We start from the raw sequence: 23,053 nt of genomic DNA on the forward strand, positions 1-23,053 counted from the left end.
AGGCACTACCGGAGCCGCTCCTCGCGCAAGCGAGCCACCTCGGGCAGCTCGAGTGGAGCGAGAGTCGTACCCAATGCGCGCTCCAGCAGATAGTCCGCCAACTCCGGGTTTCGGGCCAGTACCGGTCCGTGCATGTAGGTACCGATCACGGACCCTTGCACGACGCCTTCGCGTCCGTCGCCGACACCGTTGCCCACACCGTGGGTGACCTTGGCCAAGGGGGATGCATCCAGGCCGAGAGTCGTTCCGCCGCGATGGTTCTCGAAGCCGGTGAGCTTCTGAGTGAGGCCGTCGAGTGCAGGCTCGGTGACGACCTCACCGATGGACCGAGTTGCCTGCGGTGCTGTGGTCACGTCGAACAGGGAGATACCGTCCACGCGTTCGCCGGCGGAGGTTTCGTACCAGTGACCGAGGACTTGGATCGCGGCGCAGATGGCGAGCACCGGCACCCCGCGGGCAGCCGCGTTCTGCAGTCCCGGGTAACGGGTGAGGTGACGGGTCGCGAGGCGTTGGGCCGAATCCTCGGCTCCGCCAAGGGTGTACACGTCGAGTGAATCGGGAACCGGGTCGTTCAACGTGATCTGTACGACCTCGGCGTCGATGTCTCGCATCCGTAGTCGCTGTCGCAGAATGAGCGCGTTGCCGTTGTCGCCGTAGGTGCCCATCACGTCGGGCAGGACGAGGCCGATGCGAACGGTGGACTCAGACATCTTTCACCTCACGTGCCAGCGCTCGCCCGAGATCGCGGAACGCGGTGTAGTTGGCCAGCACTTCGACGCGTCCCGGTGGGCAGGACGCGATGGCCCGCAACGGATCTGCGATGGTGGTGTGCTGCGAGCCGGCGTACAGCAGACGCACCCCGAGGTCGGTCGCGCGCTCACCGGCGGCCACGACGGCGACGTTCTCGAAGTGCTCGAAGCGGACGTCCCACAGCCACGACAGGTCTTCGCCGTCGGGTACCTGACCGTTGACGGCGATGACGAGACCGTCGCAGGTGGGATCGATCATAGACAGTGCTTCCTGCCAGCCGGCGGGGTTCTTCGCGAGAAGCATTCGGACGGAATGCGATCCGTACTGGACGGTGGAGTAGCGCCCGGCCACCTCGTCGACGCTCGACGCGGCCGCGACCGCATCTTCCGCGCTCGCGCCCAGGGTCACTGCGGCGGCGACGGCCTGAGCTGCGTTGCCGCGGTTGGCTTTTCCGGGCAGAGACAGCTTCATAGGTAGGACGAGTCCATCGGGTCCGTAGAGATTCTCGTCGTCGAGCCACCAATCCGGCGTCGGACGCTTGAAGTCACTACCGGTGCTGTACCAATGCTCGCCGTCCCACACGATGGGTTCGCCGGTGCGCGGGCAGCTGACCGAGTCGCCTGCCCATCCACCACCGGCCGCGACCCAGACGACGTTCGGTGCGTCGAAGGCGGCGGAGGTGACGAGGACGTCATCGCAGTTGGCGATGACGACGGTCTCGGGGTGCCGGGCCAGGCCTGCGCGCAGCTTGCGTTCGATCATGTTGATCTCGCCCACGCGGTCGAGCTGATCGCGACTGAGGTTGAGCAACACGATGGCCGCGGGATCGACGGCGTCGGACACATGGGGGACATGCAGTTCGTCGACCTCGAGAGCGGCCAGCTCGGCATCGAAATTGGCGTGCAGTGCGGCGACGATGCCGGCGTCCATGTTCGCGCCGTCGGCTTGGGTGGCGACGTCACCGAGGGTGGCCAGCGCCGCAGCCGTCATTCGGGTGGTGGTGGACTTGCCGTTGGTTCCGGTGACGATGACGGTGCGTCGACCTCGGCCCAGTCCGCCGAGGATGTCCGGGTCGATCTTGAGTGCGATCAATCCGCCGATCATCGATCCCTTGCCCCGGCCTGCCTTGCGGGACGCCCAGGTCGCCAGCTCCGCCGCACGCAGTGCCACGCGGCCACGCGCGCTGATACGTCTGCGCTCACCCACTTCAACCATCCGCCGAGTCTGGCACAGAAGAGCGTGCAGTTTCACGTCGGCGGTGGCTCCCCCGGGTCGTTCCGCGGGCTCCACTCCTGCCCCTCACACCGGTACTTTCTCCAGTACCTCGACAGGCCGCCGGACGGCCATACCCCAGAGACATCCCCCGATGACGACCACGCCACCGATCAGCGCGAGCACCGATGGGTTCTCGCCCAGGAAGATCCAGGCACCGGCGATGCCGACGACGGGAACGAGCAGCGAGAACGGCGCGACCAGTCCAGCAGGGTTGCGGCTCATCAGAATGCTCCACAGGCCGCTGCCGACGATCGTGGCGGGGATCACGATGTAGGCCAACGCAACCAGGCCCGGCCAACCCTGCGGGCCGAACGAAGCCGCCAACGCCTGCCAGCCGGTGCTCGGACCCTCGACCATCGCCGACAGCGCCAGCATCGGCACCGGCGGCACGACGGTCATCCACAGCATCAGCGTCATCGGCGATTCGGACTTCGCGAGCCGATTCCCCAGGTTGCCGAACGCCCAACCGAGTCCGGCGAGCAGGGTGAGGATCACCGGGAGCAAGGTGGCGTTCTGAGCGCGATCCCACCCGATCAGCACCATGCCGAGCACGGCGATTCCGATACCGATCGCTTGCCTGCGGGTTACGTGTTCGCGGAGCAGGATTGCGCCGAGAACGACCGTGAACGGCGCGGACGACTGCAGCACGAGCGACGCCAATCCGGTGGGCATACCGGCCGCCATCGCCGCGAACAGGAAGGCGAACTGGAGAAACCCGAACCCGAACCCGTAGAGCAGCAACCACTTCAGAGGCACCTTGGGGCGGGGAACGAACAGTACAACGGGGACGGCGATGACCAGGAACCGCAGCGCGGCGAAGAAGAACGGCGGGAAGTGATCGAGTCCGACGCGAATGGCGAGAAAGTTCAGTCCCCACAGTACGACGACGGTCAGTCCGAGGAGGCGGTCGCGGGTGCTCATGCCGTCCATCGTGACGGCGGCAAATGATCAGCACAATCGAATATATCCGCAGTAATAGTTAAGATTCACTACATGAACGTGGAGCGGCTCCGGATCCTCCGAGAACTGGCAGACCGGGGGACCGTCGCTGCCGTCGCCCAGGCGCTGTCCATGACGCCGTCGGCGGTGTCCCAGCAGCTCAAGCTGTTGGTCAAGGAGGCGGGGGTGACGCTCCTCGAACCCGACGGGCGTCGACTTCGGCTCACCGACGCCGGGCGCGCGTTGGTGCTCAGGACAGATGATGTGTTCGCCGCCCTCGCCCGCGCCGCGGCCGAGATGGATCGATACCGGGCGTCCCCGCGGGGACGCGTCCGAGTTGCGCTGTTCCCGTCCGGTGCCGCGCTGCTGCTGCCCGGGTTGCTGACGCGGTTGGCGAACTCGGACGTCGACATCGACGCCCGAGACGAGGACCTGCCCGCGTCCTCGGTGCCGGAACTGCTGGCGGATTACGACGTGGTGCTCACGCACCGCGACGACCGAGCGCCGACGACCGCGGGCCCGCGCATCGAGGTCACGACCCTGATGCGTGAGCCCATCGATCTGGTGTTGCCGCCCGGTCATGTTCTGGCACAACATGAATCGATAGACCTTCGGGATCTGGTCGACGAACGATGGATCAGTGTTCGCGGCGGATTCCCGGTCGACGACGTACTGCTCTCGGTGGCCGCCGCCACCGGCGTCGAACCGCGAGTGATGCAGCGAGTGAACGACTTCCGCGTCACCGAGACGTTGGTGGCGGCCGGGCACGGCGTCGCGTTGATGCCGCGCTATGCCGTCGTCCATCCGGGACTGGTACGCCGAGAACTGTCCGGTGTGCGGGCGGGTCGCATCTACGAGCTCGCGACGCGACCCGACGCCCATCGGCTGCCGGCGATCGCGGCAGTGCTCGACGCGTTCAGGGCCGAAGCGACGTTCATGACAGGGCTTTGGCCTTCAGCGTCCTGAACTCGTCTTGGTCGATGGTTCCGTTGTCCAGCAACACCTTTGCGTGGGCAATCTCTTCCGACGCCGACCTCCCGGCCACTTCCTTGATGTACTCCTCCTGCTGGTCCTTCGCGTGCTGCAGGGCAGCAACTTGCCGCTTGGCCATGTTGCTGCCGTTCACGATGAGATAGACCAGCGCGGTCAGGAACGGCGCAACGATCAGAAAGAACACCCACAGGGCCTTGACGACCCCGGATGTCTTGTGGTCACGGAAAAGGTCTCCGATGATCGAGAACATGACCATCAGATACGCGACGAACGCGAATCCGACGATGAGAAGCCAAAGAAAATCCCAGAAAGAGTCCATGGCGAAACTTCCATTTTCATTGTGTGCCCCGACGGCAGGTTTATTCTCTCACGCGGCCTCGAAGCGCGCTGTCGTTTCGCGGCGGTGGCTCGACCGATCAGTAGCCATTCGTAGCCCCCGGAGTGGGTTGCGGTTTTATGGAATCGACCAGGTGGCATGCGGACATCGAACCGTCTGCATGCTGCTCGAGCATCGGTTCCACCTGTCGGCACAGGTCCACCGCGTACGGACATCTCGAGACGAAGGCGCACCCGGTAGGTGGGTGGGCCGGATCGGGGGAGTCGCCCTCGAGGATCGTCCTGGGGCGTGCGCGTTGAACAGCTGGGTCGGGAACCGGGATGGCCGACAGTAGTGCTTTGGTGTAGGGGTGCGAGGGACGCCCGTACACCTTTGCTGCGGAGCCTATTTCGACGATTCGGCCCAGGTACATCACGGCAATTCGATCGCTGATGTGCCGAACAACGCTGAGGTTGTGCGAGATGAAGATGCACGTCAGATCGAATTCATCGGTTAGGTGCACCAGAAGATTGATCACCTCGGACTGCGTCGACACATCGAGGGCCGAGACCGCCTCGTCCGCGATGATCATCTTGGGATCCAGGGCCAGGGCTCGGGCGATCGCCACCCTCTGGCGTTGCCCACCGGACATTTCGGCGGGGTAGCGAGCGGCGAAATCGTTGCGCAGGCCGACCTTCGCCAACAGGTCGGCAACCTTCGCCTCGCACGTGGACCGATCGGCGTGATCGTATATCCGAAGCGGCTCGGCAATCGAGGTTCCTACGGTCTTGCTGGGATCGAGGGAGGCGAACGGATCCTGAAAGATCATCTGGAGGTCTCGGCGTTTCCTGCGCATGGCTCTACGTCCGAGTGTCAGGAGGTCGTCGCCGCCGTAGACGATCTTGCCGCTCTCGGGCTTCTCCAGCCGCAGGATGGACCTGCCCAGTGTGGATTTGCCGGACCCCGACTCGCCGACAATCCCCAACGTTTCGCCCTGTCTCACAGCAAGACTGATGTCTCGAACTGCCTGAACTGTCTCGCGTGGACGACCGAGAAGGTCACGCGAGCGTACGAACGACTTCGACAGCCCCACGACGTCCAACATCACGGGCTTTTCGATGGTGGTCACAGTTGACCCTTCCTTTCGGAGTCGACCATGGTCGTTCTCTCCGCTGACGTGTCGGCCTGTGGGGTGGGAATCTCGGGTACCAGTGTCGTCACGGTGCCGTCGGCGACGCGGATGCACCGGGTGCTTCGCTCGTCGCCCATCGCAACGAGCGGCGGATGATCCGAATCGCACAGTCCGGGTACCGAATAGGTGCATCGTGGACTGAACCGGCATCCGGGTGGCATGTTGTCGGGCCTGGGCACCATTCCAGGAATCGCAATGAGGTCGTTCCCGGGTTCGATACGTTGGGGCAGTGACTCGAGTAGGGCGGCAGTGTAGGGATGCAGTGGTCGAGTGAAAAGTTCCTCGGCGTGGGCGAGTTCGACGGGTTCACCCGCATACATCACAGTGACCTCATCGCAGAAGTCGGCCACCACGCCCAGGTCGTGCGTCACGAGCAGGACGGCGGTGCCCATGTCTTCCTGGAGTCTGCGTAGCAGCTGGAGAATGCCGGCCTGGACAGTGACGTCGAGGGCAGTGGTGGGTTCGTCTGCGATGAGAAGTTTCGGATCGCACGCGATCGACATCGCGATCATCGCTCGCTGCCGCATTCCCCCGCTGAAGCTGTGTGGGTAGTCCTTCGCCCGTCTGGCTGCAGCGGGTATTCCGACGAGGTCCAGCACTTCTACGGCACGGTTCCACGCCTGCTTTCGCGACTTTCCGAAGTGGATCCGCACGGTCTCCGCGATTTGCTCGCCGACGGTGAAGACCGGATTCAGACTCGTCATCGGTTCTTGAAAGATCATCGCGATCTCGCGGCCGCGGATCGCGCGCATCTGTCGCTCGGATTTCTGTAGTAGGTCCGCACCGCAGAAATCGATGCGACCGTGCGTAGTTCGACTGTTGTGCGCCGGCAACAAGCGCAGAATCGACAGAGCAGTCACGGTTTTGCCCGAACCCGATTCACCGACCAGAGCCCGTGTACCGCCCTGCCCGAGATCGAGCTGTCCTCCGAGAACAACGGGTGTCCAGCCCTTCTCGGTGCGAAACTCGACCTGAAGATCCTGTATCGAGAGCAGACTGTCGGTCTCGAGCCGTTCGTCCTTGATGTCGAGCGCGGTCATGCTTTTCTCCGTTCCTGCCCGACGGCATCGCGAATGCCGTCACCGAGCATGTTCAGCGACAAAATCGTGAGCATGATGGCAAGCCCGGGTGGTACCACCATCCATGGACTCTGGAATCTGTTGTCGAATGCGCCGCGCAGCATCGAGCCCCAGCTGGCGGTCGGTGGTTGTACACCGAGGCCGAGGAAGCTCAGGCCTGCCTCGGCGAGCAGTGCTAAGGACAACATCAGGGTCAGCTGCACCAAGAGGGGAGACCTGACATTGGGCAGTACGTGGACCAGAACCGTTCGCGACGTTGAACACCCGACCACCTTGCTCGCCTCGATGTAGGTCTCTTCCCGAACGTTCATCGCAGCACCACGGACGACGCGAAACAGTCGAGGAGCGGTGGCCGCCCCCACCGCGAGCATGGCGTTGGTCAACCCGGGTCCGAAGATCGCGATTATCGCGAGCGCGAGAACCAGAGCAGGCAGTGCGATGAGGGCGTCGGCCACTCGTCCGGCGATCCAGTCGAATTTGCCCCCGAGGTACCCGGCCAGCAGGCCGAGCGGCAAGCCGGTGACAGCAGCGAATCCGACCGCGATCAGTGGTGCAACCAGTGATATCTGGGTCGCGTAGATGAGTCGACTGAGCGTGTCTCGTCCGAGCTGATCGGTTCCGAGCAGGTGGTTATCCGAGAACAGTGGAAGAAACGCCGAGGCCAACTTCTGGTAAGCAGGATCGTAGGGTGCGATCCACGGTGCAGCCACGGCCACCACAGCAAGCAGTCCGAGAAAGATCAGGCAGGCCACGTTGGTGCGGGACTTGAGGATTCGACGGACGAACACCCGTCCGGGAGACGGCGGTGCGGGATCGGAATGCACTGCGCCGATCGGTGCGCCCACAGCTCTGCGGACACTCGGTGCAACGCGCGGTATCGAACGACTGATGGTCATGCCTGCCTGACTTTCGGGTTGAAGTACGCGTAAGAGATGTCCACGGCCAGATTGATCAGCAGCACGAACAACGTGATGACCACGACGAACGCTTGGATGACGGGGAAGTCTCGTTCCAGAATCGCCTTGAGCGCCACCGAACCCAATCCCGGCATTCCGAAGACCTGCTCGATGATCACCGCACCGCCGACGAGTGCGGCGGCCTGCAGCCCGAAGACGGTGACGACCGGTATCGCTGCGTTCTTGGCGGTGTGTTTGACGACAACCTTCCACCGCGGGAGTCCCTTGGCCGTTGCCGTCCGGATGTAGTCCCGCTCGAGGACGTCGATCACGCCGGCGCGAGCCTGGCGGGCAATCTCGGCGGCGGTGACCGTTCCCAGCGCGAAGGCGGGCAGCGCGAGATGTGCGAACCAGGCGAAGAATCCGTCGCTGAGCGGGGAGTATCCGGTGGCGGGGAACAGTCTCAGTTGCAGCGAGAAGAAGGTCACGAACAACAGGCCGAGCCAGAAGCTCGGCATCGAGATGCCGAGGGTCGTCAGGCCGGTCAGTGTCCGGTCGATCCAGGTACCTCTGCGTAGCCCGGCGAACACACCTGCAAGGACACCGACGACGAGTGACCAGGTCAGTGCGACGAATGCCAGCGACAACGTGACCGGAAGTGCCTCGAGAATCGCATCGATGTTGCGGTGGCTGCTCAGCAACGAGGTGCCCAGGTCGCCGGTCAGCAGGTTACCCATCCAGCCGAAGTACTGCACCACGATGTTCTCGTCGAGGCCGAGTTGGCTCCTGGTGGCTGCGATCTGCTCGGCGGTGGCTGCATCCCCGGCCGCGACCACCGCCGCATCACCGGGAATCAGATGAATCATCGAAAAGCTCAGTATCGTGACGATGAACAGGACAGGAATGGCTGCAAGAATTCGTTTGACCATGAAGATCAACACGATTCGATCACCTTCTCTTCGTGCGCGGCGGACAGCTACTTGCTGATGTCGAGGGTGCGAAGGCCGGTTCCACCGGTCTTGTAGAACTCGTAGTTGGCGAGATTTCCCTGCGTCGCGACCGACGTGACGGAGTGGCAGAGAACGATCTGGGCGGGCCCCATGTCGAATGCCTCGGCGAGCAGCTCCGCATACGCTGCCGAGCGTTGCTCGACGTCGGTGGAGCGGGCCGTTTCGGCGAACAGCTCGGCCATTTCGGGAGTCGAGAGGTTGCCTGGGTTGTCGCCACCCCCAGGCATGTATGCGGACTGGACGTAGAGGCCGGGGTCGGTTCCACCCCCGTACTGCCCGACCAGTGCATCTGCGTCGCCGGTGACGAATCTGGCCCTCGCCTGCGTCGCATCCATCACTTCGATCCGCATGTCGATGCCGACGTCGGCAAGATTCTGTTGAACGACCTGCGCATTGTTCTGGTAGATCGAGAGGCTGGGGACGGCTGCGGTGAAAGTGAACCCGTTCGGCAGTCCTGCCTCGCTGAGCAGCTCCCGGGCGCGATCGGGGTCGTAGGAGGACCAACCGGAATCGTCCAATTCGTCACTGTGCGCAAAGTATCCTTCCGGATACGGCTGAGCCCCGGGGATGCAATCGCCCGAATACAGCACCCTCGATATCGCCTCACGATCGATCGCGAGATTCATCGCCTGACGCACTTCTTTCTTGGCGAATTCACTGCGTTCGGAGTTCAGGGAGATTCGAGCCATGCTGGTGCTTGCGCCGGAGGCGGTGAACACTTGAAGTCCGCCGGCCGCGGCCTCTTCCTTCTGCGGGCCCACGACACCGGTCATCGTGGACTCGCCTGCCTGCAGCGAGTTCATACGAGTAGCGGTATCCAGCTGGATCAGAAAGGTCAGATTGCTGAATCGGTACGCGTCGTCATCCCAATAATCCTGGCGGCGTTCGAAGTAGTACGCGGTTCCCGGGATGGAGCGGGTCATCGTGAATGCTCCGGCACCGACGGGGTTTTGATCGAGGTCCGGGTTGGCCAGTGCGGCCGGCGACACGAGCATTCCCGGACGAGAAGCGAGCAGCGTGGGGAGCGCTCCACCCGGTCCGACCAGATTGAGGCGAACGGTGCGTGAATCCAGGACGTCCACCGAACCGATCGTCGTGGCGATCTGTCCCTTGATCGTCGATTGCGGGTCGGTCAGGATCCGATCGAAGTTGGCCTTCACAGCCGGTGCGTCGACAGGCGTTCCGTCGGAAAATGTTGCATCCGAGCGCATTACGAGCGTAAAGGTCTTGCCGGGCTCGTCGAGCGACCAGCTCTCGGCGAGCATCGGAACCGGGTTGCCGTCAGTGTCGACGTCGGTGATTCGATCGTAGATGACCGCGAGCAGTGGTAGGTCGTTTTCGGTGACTCCGCGATGCGGGTCCAGGCTGCTGGGCACCACGATCTGTCCGTAGACGACTTCGGCCTCGCGATCCAACGCGTTCGGGTCGAACGTGCGTTGGTCGATTCCCGCGCAACCGGTACCGAACAGGCAGACGGTGAGAATCGAGACTGCGACGGTGAACAGCGGCCTGGCCGACATTGACCCTCCAATTCGATGCAACGGACCACGTCCCGGTCGGGCGGTGAAGAGGCGGCGTTCCCAGATCGACTGGGACGGTTGGCCGTCGAGACTTCACCGGTGGTCGGTGCCTGTGTGATAGGCGATTTCTAGAAGGATGTTCTAAAACATCGGGACTGTCAAGGGTTCGGCCGAATTGGTATGAACCGGACATGGGGGTCTTGACAACGGCGGTACATGTCGGTCACGATTTGCTAGATTTCAGTTCTAGAATCGTATTCTGGATGCGCCGCATGCATCCTCGCCGCCGATCGAAAGGAAGTCAGGACATGGTCGATTTCGCCCTGAACGAAGAAGAAGAATTGATGCGCAAGTCGGTGCGTGCATTCCTCGAGAAGGAAGTTTTTCCCCTGGAGAACGAGGTCCTCAGGAACGAACGCGAGGGTCGACCCGGGTTGCCCGACGGTGAGATCAAAGCATTGCGGGAGAAAGCGAAGAAGTCGGGATTCTGGGGAATCAACACCCCGGAGGAATACGGCGGTGCAAATCTCGGCCCCGTCATGAGTGCAATCATCGCTGCTGAAGCCGGCCGCACTTTCGTTCCGTTCTCCTTCGGTGGCTCGGCCGACAACATTCTCTACGGTGCCAACGAGGAGCAGAAGCAGAGATACCTGATTCCGACGATCGCCGGTGAACGCCGATCCTGCTTCGCCATCACCGAGCCCGGTGCCGGCTCCGATGCTCGCAGCATCAAGACGCGCGCGGTCAAGAACGGATCGGACTGGGTCATCAACGGCGAGAAAATTTTCATCACCGGCGGTAACGAAGCCGATTTCGTCATGGTCTTCGCGGTGACAGACAAGGAGAAGGGGGCCAACGGCGGCGTCACGTGCTTCATCGTCGACCGCGACATGGGGTGGACATCGACTCCCATCCCCACCATGGGTCAATGGGGTCCTGCTGCGCTGTCCTTCGTGGACGTTCGGGTACCCGAGAGCAATGTTCTCGGTGAGGTCGGAAAGGGTTTCGATCTGGCCATGAGTTGGATCGGTCAGGGGCGATACATGATTCCGGCACGTGCGATCGGCTCGGCCGAGCGGCTGCTGGACATGGCGATCGAACATTCCAAGAATCGCGTTTCCATGGGCCATCCCATCGCCGAATATCAAGCAATTCAGTGGCAGATCGCGGATTCCCACGTGGAGATCGAGTCGACCAAGCTGCTGACGTTACGGGCGGCCTGGGCGGTCTCGCAGGGTGTCGACGCGCGCCACGTCTCATCGGTGGCGAAGTTGCACGGCAGCATCATGGCCAACAACGTCGTCGACCGGGTACTGCAGATCCACGGCGGAATGGGCTACACGAAGGAACTGCCGATCGAGCGCTGGTATCGCGAGTTGCGCCTGCTACGGATCTTCGAGGGGACCGACGAGATCCAGCGTCGGACGATCGCTCGAAATCTGATCAAGGGATATGTCAATTCCGACGGCTTCGGACACTGACCACAGACATGCTGGCTCACAACTCGTAGTCACACGAAGACAGGATTCTTCATGACCAAAGCGACAGTTCAGGGCATGGACCTACGCGCACTGTTCGAACCCCGGTCCATCGCGCTGATCGGAGCCACGGACAAATCACCGTGGTCGCTCAACACCTACCAGAACATCAAGGACAGTGGATTCGGGGGAAGCGTCTATCTCGTCAACCCCACCAGCCCGATCGTGCACGGAGAGAGAACATTCGACTCGATCGCAGGCCTGCCCGAGGTGGTGGACCTGATCTTTGTCATGGTTCCCACCACCGTGGTGCTGCAGACCCTGCGCGTGGCAGTGGAACACGGTGTACGGGCCGCGGTCATCCTCACGGCGGGTTTCGGCGAGACCGGTGCCGTAGGGCAACAGATGGAAGACGAGATCATAGATTTCGCTCGATCGAGCGGTTTGACCGTACTCGGGCCGAACGGGAACGGTTTCATCAATGCCGCCGAGAACATCACACCGTACGGTCTGCCGATAGGTCGTCCGCTGATCGAAGGAACGGTCGGCTTCGTACTGCAGAGTGGTGCGCTGGCGAGTTCGGTTCTGCAGTTCGCCCAGTCGCGGAACGTCGGGGTCAGTTTCCTGACGGCCATGGGCAACGAATCCCTGATGTCGGTCACCGACGTGATGAACTACCTGGTCGACGATCCCAACACCTCGGTCATTGCATTGTTCTTGGAGTCCGTCCGTGACCCGGTCGAATTCCGTCGAATTGCTCTGCGCGCCTTGCGCGCCGGCAAGCCGATCGTCGCGTTGAAAATCGGCCGCAGCGTTCTAGGTGCCCGTGCCGCCCTTGCTCACACAGGGGCGTTGGTGGGTGACAATGCCGTTATCGACGCGGCCTTCGAGCAGATGGGGGTCATCCGAGTTCGTTCACTCGAAGATCTGATCACCACCGCCGGTCTCATGGCGAGCCTCGGTGGTGGACTACCGGGGCCACGAATCGGAGTGGTGACGCCGTCCGGTGGAGCCTCCGAGATCATCGCCGATCGTGCGGAAGACGAAGGGCTAGTGCTGCCGGGGTTCTCGGAGGAGACCACCACCAGGCTCGGTGAGATCGTGCCCGCCTTCGCAACGGTGCAGAACCCACTCGACGTGACCGGATACGTTGTCATCGATCGCACGTTGATGCGGCGCTCGCTCGCCGTGGTGGCTCAGGATCCCAACGTGGACTTCGCAGTTCTGCTCTCGGAACTGCCTCGGGTGCCGGCGGCTGATCCATCGCTGACGATGACCGCCTACGGCGAGTCCGCTCGCAACATTCGCGAGACCGCGGTGCCGACCGTGGTACTGAGCACTGTGCTGACCGACGTGACCGAGTACGGTCGCTCGGTCGCCGACGCAACCGAATTCCCGCATGTAGTCGGCGGGATCGAACACGGCTTGACCGCGCTGGGCAACGCAGTTCGGTGGTCTGCACTTCGCGCCGCCGCGTCTGCGACGCCGGAAGAGCTCGATCCTGTTGTGGTGCCGGTGGACTTCGACACCGAGCCGACTGGGATCTGGACCGAGTATCGGTCCTCGGAATTGCTCTCTCGCAACGGAATACCGGTGATTCCATCGAGTCTTGTCGGGTCCGTGGAGGAGGCTCAGGAGCGCGCAGCTGCGTACGGGTATCCGGTGGTCCTCAAGGCGGTTGCCGACGGACTCGGCCACAAGAGCGACATCGGCGGCGTTCGCCTCGATCTACGATCGGCGGACGATGTGGCAGAGGCCTACAACTCGGTGCTCGCCACGCTCGCCGATGCAGGTGCCACCGGGACTGCCGCGCTGATACAGCCGCAGCGGCCGTCGAACGGCCTGGAGATGCTCGTCGGCGTGGTCCGCGATCCGGTGTGGGGCCTGACCCTGGCCGTCGGTCTGGGCGGTGTGTGGGTCGAGGTGTTGGCGGACGCGGCGATTCGGGTGCTACCGGTGGGCGTGGCAGACGTTCGAGATGCGATAGAAAGCCTGCGCGGAATCGCTCTTCTGCGAGGAACCCGAGGTTCCGAACCGGTGGATATCGACGCGCTCGCGACGTGCGTGGCCGAGATCGGCGACTTCGCCTATCGACTGGGAGATCGACTGCAGGCGTTGGAGATCAATCCACTGATGGTGCGCGGAGGCGAGTGCGAGGCGCTCGATGCGCTGATCACATGGTCGGAGACAGGTAGCGAGACGGAGGCAGTGTCATGACGGGAATTTGCGACGGCCGCGTGGTCGTGGTGACCGGTGCCGGCCGCGGAATCGGCCGAGCTCACGCAATCGAGTTCGCGAGGGAAGGTGCGTCGGTCGTGGTGAACGACATCGGTGCGGAGGTCGATGGATCAGGAAGCGCCGAGGGGCCGGCAGGTGAGGTCGTGGAAACGATTCGTGCTGCCGGCGGGCAGGCTCGGGTGGACGGGTCCGATGTCTCCGACGACGACGGCGCACGACGTCTGATCGAGAGCACCATCGAGCACTACGGGGACCTGCACGTGCTGGTGAACAATGCCGGGATCCTGCGCGATCGCATGATCACGAACATGACCGTCGCAGAATGGGACGATGTCATCAGAGTGCACCTACGGGGCACCTTTCTGACCCTGCGTCACGCCTCGAATCATTGGAAGACACAACACAAGTCCGGATCCGTAGTGGACGCACGGGTAATCAACACGACGTCGTCGTCGGGGATCTACGGCAATATCGGGCAGGGTAACTACGGTGCCGCCAAGGCGGGAATCGCCAGCCTGTCCATCATCGCATCGATGGAGTTGGCTCGGTACGGCGTGACGGTCAACGCCGTCGCGCCGGCCGCGCTGACCCGAATGACCGAAAATCTGAACGGTAACCTCTCACGTTCCCTGCCTGAGCCAGGAGAGTTCGATGCGGCGGCGCCGGAGAACATCTCCCCCTTGGTGGTCTGGCTGGGGAGTGAGGAGTCGCGAAGCATCACCGGGCGGGTGTTCAACGTGCGGGGAGGTTGGATAAGTGTTGCGGAGGGCTGGAAGTCCGGTCCGGAGATGGACAAAGGTGCCAAGTGGGCACCGGGTGAGCTCGGTGAGGTGATTCCTCGCCTCGTGTCGGAGGCGGCGGAAAATGCCGCGATGAACGGGCGCGTGCCCGAGCAGGTGCCCTGATGGCACTCGATCACGGGGTCATCGGCACACCGAGCTCACCGAGGCGTAAGGCCTGGACGTCGAAAGACGCGCTCCTGTACGCCGTAGGAGTGGGGGCAGGTCAGGACTCGGCACTGGACGAACTGGCATTCACGACCGAAAATTCCGCCGACATCGAGCAATTGGTGCTTCCGACCTTCGCTGTGTTGGCCACCCAGGCCCCGTCTGGCCGAACACTTGGTGACTTCGATCCGGCCAAGCTGGTCCACGCAGAACAGGCCTTCGAACTCTTCGGGACCCTCCCGGTGGAGGGATGCGTCGACGTGACGTCCACTGTGACAGCGATCGAGGACAAGGGGTCGGGGGCCCTGGTGGTCAGTGACGCCCAGGCTCTCGACGCGAAAACTGGTGCAGTCCTGGCGACATCGCGCTCCTCGGTGTTCATCAGCGGGGAGGGCGGCAGTGGTCGTCGCGGGTCGTCGGCATCGCCGGCACCGATGCCCGATACCGCCCCCGCCTCGCAGGTGACGTATTCCACCCGTCCGGAACAGGCTCTTCTGTATCGACTGTCGGGCGACAGAAACCCGTTGCACTCGGACCCGAAGTTCGCCGCCAGAGCGGGTTTCGCGCGCCCGATCCTGCATGGACTCTGTACCTACGGTGTCACCGGACGGGCGCTGCTGCACGAACTGTGCGGATCGGATCCCACGCGACTTCGATCGATGGCCGGCCGGTTCACCCACCCCGTGTACCCCGGTCAGGACGTCACGGTCTCCATCTGGGATACCACCGACGGGATCCGCTTCCGAACCTCGCTCGAGGACGGCACGACGGTGATCGACCGGGGAACGGTGGAAATCCGATGATCGACGCAACGGCACAGGCCGACGAAATCGTGTCGAGAGGATCCGAATCCCTTTCGGCGGGAGAGGCTTTCTTCGAATCCGTCGGCGGCGCATTCGTCCCCGGGCTCATGCGCGCAGTCCGTGGTCCGAGGATCTCGTTCACGGCCGACTGGTGTCGGGATTGATGGCACGCGAGGTCGAACGACTGCACATAGGGGCCGATCTGCATCCCGCGCGGATGACCACCGATCTGTTCAGACCGATCCCTATGTCGCCGTTCACGATCGACACCGTGATCCGTCGCGAGGGCAAGCGGTTGATCGTTGTCGAAGTCACCGTGCGGTCGGGTGATGTGCCGGTCGCGCTGTCGAGCGTGCAGATCCTGCGGTCCGGCCCGCCCGGTCCTGACGTCGCCTGGGTACCCGAGTATTACGCCGCTCCATCCCCGGAGACGATCGGCCCACCGCCTCGGGTGGCACCGAAGCATTTCGGAGAGGTCCGACGCGTCGAACAGTCGGTCGGTGGTCGTCGTTTCTCCTGGTTTCGCGAGACGTGCGAGCTGCTCGAGGGCCACCGGGACACCCCGTTCGGGACGTTGGCCGCTGCGGCGGATTGGGTCAGTCCCTTCACCAACATGGGGGCGGACCGATTGGCGTACATCAACGCAGACGTGACCCTCTATTGCAGCCGTCTCCCGGTTGGGCCGTGGATCGGCTTCGAGAACCTCGACCACGTCCGAAGCGGCGGTGTGTCGGTGTCGGTGTGCGCGCTGCACGACACTGTCGGCCGTATCGGGACGGCTGCGTCCGCCGCCCTTCCCTATTGAGCACATTTCCTGCAGTACAAGAGAAATCGACGACAGAATCGAGCGACCGATCATGACCGGAACGATCGAAGAGATCCGAGGTAAGACCGCGGGGGTCAAGCGACCACGGGCGAAGATGGCTCCATCGGCCACCCCCGAAACGAGACCGTACTGGGATGCGGCGGCGGACGGGCGTTTGTCGGTCCAGCGCTGCCAGGCGTGCTCCCACGTGTACTTCTATCCGCGAGACTTCTGCCCGGTGTGCAGTTCGGACCTCGTGGAATGGATCGACTGCTCGGGCCGCGCGACCTTGCATTCCTACGTGATCGAACATCGACCAGGGCCTGGGTTCGAGAACGACGGCCCGTACGTCGTAGCCGTCGTTCAGCTCGAGGAGGGGCCGCGCATGATGACCAATGTCGTCGGCGTCGAACCGCTTCCGGAAAACCTGCCGTTGGATATGGAGTTGACCGTGCAGTTCGAGCCACGCGGTGATATGTGGGTGCCCGTTTTCGCGCCTGCGGGAGCATCGGCATGAGCGGCGGGGTGGTCATCGTCGGAGCGGCGGAAACCGACGACATCGGAACCCTGCCGAACCACTCGACCATGAGACTGCACACGGAAGCTGCACGCAATGCGTTACGCGACTGCGGAATCGACAAGAGCGAGGTCGACGGTATCGCTGGTGTATCGATGCCGGGACCGATCTCGGTTGCCCACAGTCTGGGGATCGAACCACGCTGGGTGGATACCACCAGCGTGGGAGGAACGTCGTTCCTCACGCATGTTCGGCATGCGGTGGCGGCACTGGAGGCCGGGCACTGCTCCGTCGTGCTGATCACGCACGGTGAATCCGGTCGATCACAGGTCGGCGCGCCTCGCTACACCCCTGATCCGGCCTCGGTCGTCGGACAGTTCGAGGCTCCCTACGGCGTCACCGGGCCACCGAGTAGATTCACCGTCCCGTTCCTCCGGTTCATGAAGGAGACCGGAACACAGGCGCGGCATCTCGCAGATGTAGCAGTCGCGCAACGGAAGTGGGCCGCGATGAATCCACGGGCGAAGTTTCGTGACCCGATAACGGTGGACGATGTGCAAAATTCTCCGGTGATCGCCTGGCCGTTCCACCTCCTCGAATGCTGCTTGGTCACCGACGGTGGTGGCGCTCTGGTGCTGACCACCGAGGAACGGGCGAAGGATCTGGACGTTGCGGCGGTTCGTGTTCTGGGTACCGGTGAGGGTTACGAAGCCTCGGGAATATCGATGATGGAGGATTTCACCACGTTCAAAGGATTCAAGAATTCGGCTGCCGATGCCTTCCGTGCGGCGCAGATGACGCCTGCCGATATCGACCATCTGATGATTTACGATGCGTTCGCGCACTTGCCCCTGTACGGGCTGGAGGACCTGGGTTTCGTCGGAAGAGGAGAGGCAGGCGAGTTCGTTCGGGCGGGCCACACATCCCCAGGTGGGTCGCTGCCGATGAACACCAACGGCGGTGGATTGTCGTATACGCACACCGGTATGTACGGCATGTTCGCCATCATGGAGTCGGTCCGTCAACTACGGGGAACGGCCCCGGCGCAGGTGGCCGGCGTTCGGACGAGCTTGGTTCAGGGCAACGGGGGAATGTTCGCGGCAGGCTCCACCCTGATCCTCGCTGCGGCGGCCTGACGGCGGCGCGCAGGTTCGGCTTGACCCGGCTCCAATTCTAGAATTACGCTTTACCTTCGGGCGGGCGAAGGCGAAGAGGATTGGTGGGGATCATGACCGAACGAGCCGGTTCGACGACGTGGCAGTGGAGCAAGACCGGCGAGACCCAGCGCAAGCTTCTCGATGCGGCCCAAGAGGTGTTTGCCGAGGCAGGTTTCGTCAATGCCAGCATCTCCGACATCGTCGAGCGGGCCGGATCGAGCACGGGTAGCCTGTACCACCACTTCGGCGGCAAATCCGAGCTGTTCACCGCGCTGTGGGATCGTCACAACACGGCGCATCTCGAACAGGTCAGGGCGTCGGTCATCGCCGAGCGTAGGGGCGGAACCACGGATCCGCTCGATCTGTTCTGCGTCGGCGCACGCGCTTTCCTCAACGGGAGTTGGCAGCGCCGCGACGTTGCTTTGGTCTTCGTGGACAACGACGGGCCACCCGGCTTCGAGAAGCTGCGTAGGGACAATCGCATCGAATGGATCAGGCAGAACTCGGCGCTGCTCGGCCCGGGCGACGACAGTGCGCAGCGGATTACCGTCGGGGTGTTGACCGACATCATCGTCGAATCGTCTCGGGAGGTCATTCTGAACTGCCGAACGAAGAAGCAAGCGGGTGCGGTTGCCGACATCATGTGCAGCTTGATTCGGAAGATCGCCTCCGACTAGATCTCGACCTCACAGCCCGGTATGCAATTTCGTTGCGTACCGGGCTTTTTGGATTTTCCGGTTCGATCGTCGTGCCGTTTCCGACAGTCCGCGCGCGAATTAGCGAGTACGATTCTAGAAGTTGCTTCTAGAGAGGGCGCGTATGTCTGAATCGAGTGGGGCGATGCCGGTACCTGGTGTCGCCGTTCGGGTTGCACCCCGGGTCGAGCGACTGCTGGCTCCCAATGCCGGGGCGTGGACCTTCGAGGGCACCAATACATGGTTGATCGGTGCACCCGATGCCCTGCAGTGTGCGGTGATCGATCCGGGGCCGGCGGATGCCGCACACCTGGATTCGGTCGTCGCGGCGGCGGGGCATCGGACGGTGACGGAAATAGTGCTGACGCACGGCCACAACGACCACGCAGACGGGGCACACGCACTCGCCGAGCGAACCAATGCAACAGTGCTGGCGCAGCGTGGGGTGTTCGGGCGAACCCCGATCGAGCACCTGCAGCGAATTGTGTTGGCAGGGCACGTCACGGCGCGTGTCCTGGGTACGCCCGGTCACACCAGGGACTCGGTGTGCCTGAGTCTGCCGGACGACAACGTGGTGTTGACCGGCGACACCCTGCTCGGTGCCGGCTCGCCGGTCGTTCATCCGGCATTGCTGTCGGACATGATCGAGAGCCTGTGCATGTTGGCCGAGATCGGCCAGGGTGGATCGGTTATCGGACTGCCAGGGCACGGTCCGGTGATCACAGATCTGGAGGCCGCGGCGCTGTATCGAGTTGCCGCGCGACGACGACGTATCGAACAGGTTGCAGCTCTTCGGGATTCAGGCACGACTGAGATCGACGATCTGGTTGCCGCCATGTACCGGCACATCGAGGACCCGGACGTGTTGAAAGCTGCACACTCGTCCGTCGAGTCAATGGTCGTCTTCCTGGACTCGGGTCTCGGTTCGGCCGCAACGGATTCGGGGCGCAGACGATGACGGCTCGGTCCGATACGAAATGCACGACACCGCGGCCGGAGATCGAACCGCGATCCGAGCGTCAGGTGATGCGCGACGCGTGGAGAACACTGTCGGTGGTTGCGTTCGCCAGCATGGTCTCAGGGATGTCGGGCAGCGCACTCAACGTTGCCTTGCCGACGGTCGTTCGCCACTTCGACGCGAGCAGTGTGGCGGCCAGCTGGATCTTGCTCGCATACCTGTTGACCAACACCGTGCTTCTTGTTGCATTCGGACGAATGGCCGACATGTTCGGCCGTCGAACCATGTATCTCACCGGTCTCGGCCTGTACACCACCGGCAGCATCTTGTGCGGTCTCGCTCCGAATGCGTGGTGGCTCGTCGCTTTTCGCGTACTACAGGCTGCGGGAGGTGCCATGTTGCTCACCAACAGTGCGGCACTGGTGACCGCAGCATTTCCTCGTCACAGACTCGGTGAAGGGATGGGCATCTACCTCGCGTCGTTCTCCATCGCGCAGTTGTGCGGACCCACGTTGGGTGGTTTGATCGCGCAGCAAGCGGGATGGCGCTGGGTGTTCTGGTTCAACGTTCCGATCGGAATTCTCTGTCTCGTCTGGGGTGCCATCGCGCTGAGGTCTCCGCCCCGTGTCGGTGCGAAAGGGTATTCGCTCGACCTGCGCGGCAACGCAATGATTCTCGTCGCGTTGAGCAGTGGTTTGGCTGCGCTGTCGCAAGCCACGTCGCTGGGCTGGTCGCACCCACTCGTGGTTGGCGGTCTGGCGGTGGCCGTGGTGGTGGTACCACTGTTTCTGTGGTTCGAGCGCCGTGTTCCCAACCCGCTCATCGACGTCGCCCTGTTCAAACACTGGCCGTTCGGGTTCGGCCTCCTGGCGTCCTTCATGAACTCGATCTCGCAGAGCGGGATAGTGCTGCTGTTCGCTCTGTACTTCCAAGCAGTGTCGGGAGTCAGCCCACTCGAAGCCGGGCTGATGGTGCTGCCCGTCGCCGTCGCAGCGCTCGTCGCATCACTCGGGTCCGGGCCGCTGCAACGCAAGATCTCTGCGTCGTCGCTGTCCGTCGCCGGAAATATCCTGACGGTGTTCGCGCTGTTGATACTCCTGGTGGCGACAACGGGGAGAATGCATTCCGCGGTCGTGCTGTCGGGGCTCGCGCTCGCAGGATTCGGATCCGGCCTGTTCATGCCATCGAATGCGACGGCCCTCATGCGTGATCTTCCCGACGAACGTCTCGGCATCGCCAACGCCATGCGCCTGCTGCTGCAGACCAGCGGATTCGTGGTCGGGACAGCGGTGATCCTGTCGGTGGTGACCAGCGCGATGCCCCTCGAGCTGCGCAAATTCGTGTTCGCAGGAACCGTCAGCGACGTGTCGAAAGCTGCGGTGGATCAGCTCCTCACCGGATACGGTCGCACCCTGGGCGCGATGATCGCCGTCGCATCCCTCACGGTGGCTGTGTCCATCGCGGCCAGGCATTCCAGAACTGTCGAGCAGCGCTGAGGCGCGGAACCGAACGCTCGGCGCACAGCGAAAAGCCGCCCATTCGCAAGGAATGGGCGGCTGTTCGTCGAGCAGGGGATTTATTTCAGCGCGCGGTTCACGGCCGAGACCACGGCGCGCAGTGACGCGGTGGTGATCGACGTCGCGATGCCGACGCCCCAGACCGTGGTGGCCACACCGGACGGTGAGGTGACCGAGGCCTCGACGTAGGCCGCAGCCTGAGCGTCGTCGCCCGCGGACATGGCGTGCTCGGAGTAGTCGAGGACGCTGACGTCGTAGCCGATGGTCGACAGCGCATCGACGAACGAGGCGAGTGGACCGTTGCCGGATCCTGAGATCTCCTGCTCGACGCCGTCGACCTTGACCGTCGCGGTGATCGTGTCGGTTCCGCCGTCGACCTCGGCAGCCTGTACCGACTGCTTGATGCGCTCGAGCGGACGGATCGGCGTCAGGTACTCCTCGGCGAAGACGTCCCACATCTCCTTGGGCGAGACCTCGCCGCCCTCACCGTCGGTGATGCGCTGGACGGCCTGGGAGAACTCGATCTGCAGTCGACGCGGCAGGTTCAGTCCGTGATCGGACTTCATGATGTACGCGACGCCGCCCTTGCCGGACTGCGAATTGACACGGATGACGGCCTCGTAGGTGCGACCGACGTCCTTCGGGTCGACGGGCAGGTACGGAACCTGCCAGGTGACGTCACCGATGTCCGAACCCAGTTCGTCCGCAGTGACCTTCATCGCGTCCAGGCCCTTGTTGATGGCGTCCTGGTGGCTGCCGGAGAAGGCGGTGTAGACCAGGTCGCCGCCGTAGGGGTGGCGCTCGGCGACGGGAAGTTGGTTGCAGTACTCCACCGTTCGACGGACCTCGTCGATGTTGGAGAAGTCGATCTGCGGATCGACACCGCGGGTGAACAGGTTCAACCCGAGCGTGACCAGGCAGACGTTGCCGGTGCGCTCACCGTTGCCGAACAGGCAACCCTCGATGCGATCAGCACCGGCCTGGTAGCCGAGTTCGGCTGCGGCAACACCGGTTCCGCGGTCGTTGTGCGGGTGCAGTGACAGCACGATGCTGTCGCGACGGTCGAGGTTGCGGCTCATCCACTCGATCGAGTCGGCGTAGACGTTGGGTGTCGCCATCTCCACGGTGGCAGGCAGATTCAGGATCAGTGGCTTGTCGGGGGTGGGATCGATGATCGCGGTGACCGCGTCGCACACCTCTTTGGCGTAGGCGAGTTCGGTGCCGGTGTAGGACTCGGGGGAGTACTCGTAGCGCCAGTCGGTATCGGGGAACTTGGCTGCTTCTTCGAGCACCTTGCGGGCACCGTCGGTGGCGATCTTCTTGATGACGTCACGCTCGGCACGGAACACCACGCGGCGCTGCAGGATCGACGTCGAATTGTAGAAGTGAACGATGACGCTGCGAGCGCCCTCGCATGCGACGAACGTGCGCTCGATCAGCTCGGGACGGCACTGCGTGAGTACCTGGATGGTGACGTCGTCGGGGATCGCGCCGTCCTCGATGATCTCGCGGACGAAATCGAAGTCGGTCTGACTGGCAGACGGGAAGCCGACCTCGATCTGCTTGTAGCCCATGCGCACGAGCAGGTCGAACATGCGGCGCTTGCGGGCCGGGCTCATCGGATCGATCAGCGCCTGGTTGCCGTCGCGCAGATCGACTGCGCACCACTGCGGCGTCCGGTCGATGATCTTGTCCGGCCACGTGCGGTCGGGGAGGGTGATGGGCTCCACTTCCTCGGCGAACGGCCGATAACGGAAGGTGGGCATCGAGGAGTTCTTCTGGGTGTTCCAAGCGGGCTGGTCGCTGGGAGCGGGCCGCGAGGGCGGGGTGATGGTGCGAGATCCCGAGGTGAATGCGTCGGCTGGTGACATGGTCTTCGTCTCTCCGTACAGATCAGAGCAATGTGTTCGACCGGCGCAACGAACCCCGCGACGGGAAGCCAGTCTGGTCTCAGACCCCGTCGCGGCT

21 protein-coding genes are annotated in these 23,053 nt (G+C 63.2%); 11 read left to right on the top strand and 10 right to left on the bottom strand.

All coding sequences use genetic code 11. The features are described 5' to 3' along the window. Nucleotides 1-5: 5 nt before the first annotated feature. From NY08_RS20020 to NY08_RS20030, 3 genes are all read right to left on the bottom strand, one after another. A complete protein-coding gene (locus NY08_RS20020) occupies nucleotides 6-710 on the bottom strand; it encodes a type 1 glutamine amidotransferase (RefSeq protein WP_045198348.1) in 705 nt (234 codons plus the stop codon). After that, nucleotides 703-1,965: a Mur ligase family protein gene (locus NY08_RS20025; protein ID WP_045200835.1), complete on the bottom strand. Its 1,263-nt coding sequence runs from the start codon at nucleotides 1,963-1,965 to the stop codon at nucleotides 703-705. Before NY08_RS20025 ends, NY08_RS20020 begins: the two co-directional genes overlap by 8 nt. An 84-nt stretch (nucleotides 1,966-2,049) precedes the next feature. Then, complete coding sequence (locus NY08_RS20030) at nucleotides 2,050-2,946, bottom strand: EamA family transporter (protein WP_045200837.1); 897 nt, start codon at nucleotides 2,944-2,946, stop codon at nucleotides 2,050-2,052. A gap of 72 nt (nucleotides 2,947-3,018) precedes the next feature. Here NY08_RS20030 and NY08_RS20035 point away from each other — a divergent pair, with 72 nt between their 5' ends. Further along, nucleotides 3,019-3,930, top strand: a complete 912-nt coding sequence (locus NY08_RS20035) for a LysR family transcriptional regulator (RefSeq protein WP_045198349.1) — start codon at nucleotides 3,019-3,021, stop codon at nucleotides 3,928-3,930. Here NY08_RS20035 and NY08_RS20040 read toward each other — a convergent pair. The 6 genes from NY08_RS20040 to NY08_RS20065 form a co-directional block, all read right to left on the bottom strand. Continuing rightward, nucleotides 3,899-4,276, bottom strand: coding sequence for an SHOCT domain-containing protein (locus tag NY08_RS20040; RefSeq protein WP_032395289.1), 378 nt, complete (start codon nucleotides 4,274-4,276; stop codon nucleotides 3,899-3,901). The two genes, NY08_RS20035 and NY08_RS20040, sit on opposite strands and share 32 nt — an antisense overlap. Before the next feature lie 97 nt (nucleotides 4,277-4,373). Further along, a complete protein-coding gene (locus NY08_RS20045; protein ID WP_200893139.1) occupies nucleotides 4,374-5,402 on the bottom strand; it encodes an ABC transporter ATP-binding protein in 1,029 nt (342 codons plus the stop codon). Next, a complete protein-coding gene (locus NY08_RS20050) occupies nucleotides 5,399-6,505 on the bottom strand; it encodes an ABC transporter ATP-binding protein (protein ID WP_045198350.1) in 1,107 nt (368 codons plus the stop codon). The genes NY08_RS20045 and NY08_RS20050 overlap by 4 nt, the downstream gene beginning before the upstream one ends. Beyond that, entirely contained in the window at nucleotides 6,502-7,440 is a 939-nt protein-coding gene (locus NY08_RS20055; RefSeq protein ID WP_082073893.1) for an ABC transporter permease, read from the bottom strand. The genes NY08_RS20050 and NY08_RS20055 overlap by 4 nt, the downstream gene beginning before the upstream one ends. Further along, on the bottom strand, nucleotides 7,437-8,381 hold the full coding sequence (locus tag NY08_RS20060) for an ABC transporter permease (RefSeq protein WP_235386978.1): 945 nt from the start codon (nucleotides 8,379-8,381) through the stop codon (nucleotides 7,437-7,439). The genes NY08_RS20055 and NY08_RS20060 overlap by 4 nt, the downstream gene beginning before the upstream one ends. A 35-nt stretch (nucleotides 8,382-8,416) precedes the next feature. Further along, nucleotides 8,417-9,970: an ABC transporter substrate-binding protein gene (locus NY08_RS20065; protein WP_052683884.1), complete on the bottom strand. Its 1,554-nt coding sequence runs from the start codon at nucleotides 9,968-9,970 to the stop codon at nucleotides 8,417-8,419. 308 nt (nucleotides 9,971-10,278) lie between these two features. Between NY08_RS20065 and NY08_RS20070 the strand changes: the two genes are divergently transcribed. The 10 genes from NY08_RS20070 to NY08_RS20115 all read left to right on the top strand — a co-directional run bounded on the left by NY08_RS20070 (nucleotide 10,279) and on the right by NY08_RS20115 (nucleotide 21,064). Further along, a complete protein-coding gene (locus tag NY08_RS20070) occupies nucleotides 10,279-11,451 on the top strand; it encodes an acyl-CoA dehydrogenase family protein (RefSeq protein ID WP_045198358.1) in 1,173 nt (390 codons plus the stop codon). Nucleotides 11,452-11,502: 51 nt separating this feature from the next. Further along, nucleotides 11,503-13,665 (top strand): acetate--CoA ligase family protein, encoded by a 2,163-nt coding sequence (locus NY08_RS20075; protein ID WP_045198360.1) that lies wholly within the window; start codon nucleotides 11,503-11,505, stop codon nucleotides 13,663-13,665. After that, nucleotides 13,662-14,591 carry an SDR family oxidoreductase gene (locus NY08_RS20080; RefSeq protein ID WP_045198362.1) on the top strand — a complete coding sequence of 310 codons (930 nt, stop codon included), beginning with the start codon at nucleotides 13,662-13,664 and terminating at the stop codon, nucleotides 14,589-14,591. The genes NY08_RS20075 and NY08_RS20080 overlap by 4 nt, the downstream gene beginning before the upstream one ends. Then, a complete protein-coding gene (locus tag NY08_RS20085; protein ID WP_045198364.1) occupies nucleotides 14,591-15,436 on the top strand; it encodes a MaoC/PaaZ C-terminal domain-containing protein in 846 nt (281 codons plus the stop codon). The genes NY08_RS20080 and NY08_RS20085 overlap by 1 nt, the downstream gene beginning before the upstream one ends. A gap of 91 nt (nucleotides 15,437-15,527) precedes the next feature. Then, the gene (locus NY08_RS20090) at nucleotides 15,528-16,241 is read left to right on the top strand and encodes an acyl-CoA thioesterase domain-containing protein (protein WP_442970848.1); all 714 of its coding nucleotides are present in this window, start codon (nucleotides 15,528-15,530) and stop codon (nucleotides 16,239-16,241) included. A 52-nt stretch (nucleotides 16,242-16,293) separates the two neighbouring features. Next, complete coding sequence (locus NY08_RS20095) at nucleotides 16,294-16,758, top strand: Zn-ribbon domain-containing OB-fold protein (protein ID WP_200893140.1); 465 nt, start codon at nucleotides 16,294-16,296, stop codon at nucleotides 16,756-16,758. Beyond that, nucleotides 16,755-17,894 carry a thiolase C-terminal domain-containing protein gene (locus NY08_RS20100; RefSeq protein ID WP_045198368.1) on the top strand — a complete coding sequence of 380 codons (1,140 nt, stop codon included), beginning with the start codon at nucleotides 16,755-16,757 and terminating at the stop codon, nucleotides 17,892-17,894. The genes NY08_RS20095 and NY08_RS20100 overlap by 4 nt, the downstream gene beginning before the upstream one ends. 92 nt (nucleotides 17,895-17,986) lie before the next feature. After that, entirely contained in the window at nucleotides 17,987-18,592 is a 606-nt protein-coding gene (locus NY08_RS20105; protein ID WP_082073895.1) for a TetR/AcrR family transcriptional regulator, read from the top strand. Between the two features lie 163 nt (nucleotides 18,593-18,755). Next, entirely contained in the window at nucleotides 18,756-19,568 is an 813-nt protein-coding gene (locus tag NY08_RS20110) for an MBL fold metallo-hydrolase (RefSeq protein ID WP_045198370.1), read from the top strand. Nucleotides 19,569-19,636: 68 nt separating this feature from the next. Beyond that, nucleotides 19,637-21,064, top strand: coding sequence for an MFS transporter (locus tag NY08_RS20115; RefSeq protein WP_045200845.1), 1,428 nt, complete (start codon nucleotides 19,637-19,639; stop codon nucleotides 21,062-21,064). Between the two features lie 80 nt (nucleotides 21,065-21,144). On the opposite strand, the gene leuA is transcribed toward NY08_RS20115, so the two are convergent. Continuing rightward, entirely contained in the window at nucleotides 21,145-22,956 is a 1,812-nt protein-coding gene (leuA, locus tag NY08_RS20120) for a 2-isopropylmalate synthase (RefSeq protein WP_032395288.1), read from the bottom strand. Between the last annotated feature and the right edge of the window lie 97 nt (nucleotides 22,957-23,053).

Source organism: Rhodococcus sp. B7740 (assembly GCF_000954115.1).
Taxonomy (GTDB): Bacteria; Actinomycetota; Actinomycetes; order Mycobacteriales; family Mycobacteriaceae; genus Rhodococcoides.

Coding starts and splice junctions, on each gene's coding strand:
- NY08_RS20020 (WP_045198348.1), bottom strand. CDS start 710: ATGTCTGAGTCCACCGTTCGCATCGGCCTCGTCCTGCCCGACGTGATG.
- NY08_RS20025 (WP_045200835.1), bottom strand. CDS start 1,965: ATGGTTGAAGTGGGTGAGCGCAGACGTATCAGCGCGCGTGGCCGCGTG.
- NY08_RS20030 (WP_045200837.1), bottom strand. CDS start 2,946: ATGAGCACCCGCGACCGCCTCCTCGGACTGACCGTCGTCGTACTGTGG.
- NY08_RS20035 (WP_045198349.1), top strand. CDS start 3,019: ATGAACGTGGAGCGGCTCCGGATCCTCCGAGAACTGGCAGACCGGGGG.
- NY08_RS20040 (WP_032395289.1), bottom strand. CDS start 4,276: ATGGACTCTTTCTGGGATTTTCTTTGGCTTCTCATCGTCGGATTCGCG.
- NY08_RS20050 (WP_045198350.1), bottom strand. CDS start 6,505: ATGACCGCGCTCGACATCAAGGACGAACGGCTCGAGACCGACAGTCTG.
- NY08_RS20055 (WP_082073893.1), bottom strand. CDS start 7,440: ATGACCATCAGTCGTTCGATACCGCGCGTTGCACCGAGTGTCCGCAGA.
- NY08_RS20065 (WP_052683884.1), bottom strand. CDS start 9,970: ATGTCGGCCAGGCCGCTGTTCACCGTCGCAGTCTCGATTCTCACCGTC.
- NY08_RS20070 (WP_045198358.1), top strand. CDS start 10,279: ATGGTCGATTTCGCCCTGAACGAAGAAGAAGAATTGATGCGCAAGTCG.
- NY08_RS20075 (WP_045198360.1), top strand. CDS start 11,503: ATGACCAAAGCGACAGTTCAGGGCATGGACCTACGCGCACTGTTCGAA.
- NY08_RS20080 (WP_045198362.1), top strand. CDS start 13,662: ATGACGGGAATTTGCGACGGCCGCGTGGTCGTGGTGACCGGTGCCGGC.
- NY08_RS20085 (WP_045198364.1), top strand. CDS start 14,591: ATGGCACTCGATCACGGGGTCATCGGCACACCGAGCTCACCGAGGCGT.
- NY08_RS20095 (WP_200893140.1), top strand. CDS start 16,294: ATGACCGGAACGATCGAAGAGATCCGAGGTAAGACCGCGGGGGTCAAG.
- NY08_RS20100 (WP_045198368.1), top strand. CDS start 16,755: ATGAGCGGCGGGGTGGTCATCGTCGGAGCGGCGGAAACCGACGACATC.
- NY08_RS20105 (WP_082073895.1), top strand. CDS start 17,987: ATGACCGAACGAGCCGGTTCGACGACGTGGCAGTGGAGCAAGACCGGC.
- NY08_RS20110 (WP_045198370.1), top strand. CDS start 18,756: ATGCCGGTACCTGGTGTCGCCGTTCGGGTTGCACCCCGGGTCGAGCGA.
- NY08_RS20115 (WP_045200845.1), top strand. CDS start 19,637: ATGCGCGACGCGTGGAGAACACTGTCGGTGGTTGCGTTCGCCAGCATG.
- leuA (WP_032395288.1), bottom strand. CDS start 22,956: ATGTCACCAGCCGACGCATTCACCTCGGGATCTCGCACCATCACCCCG.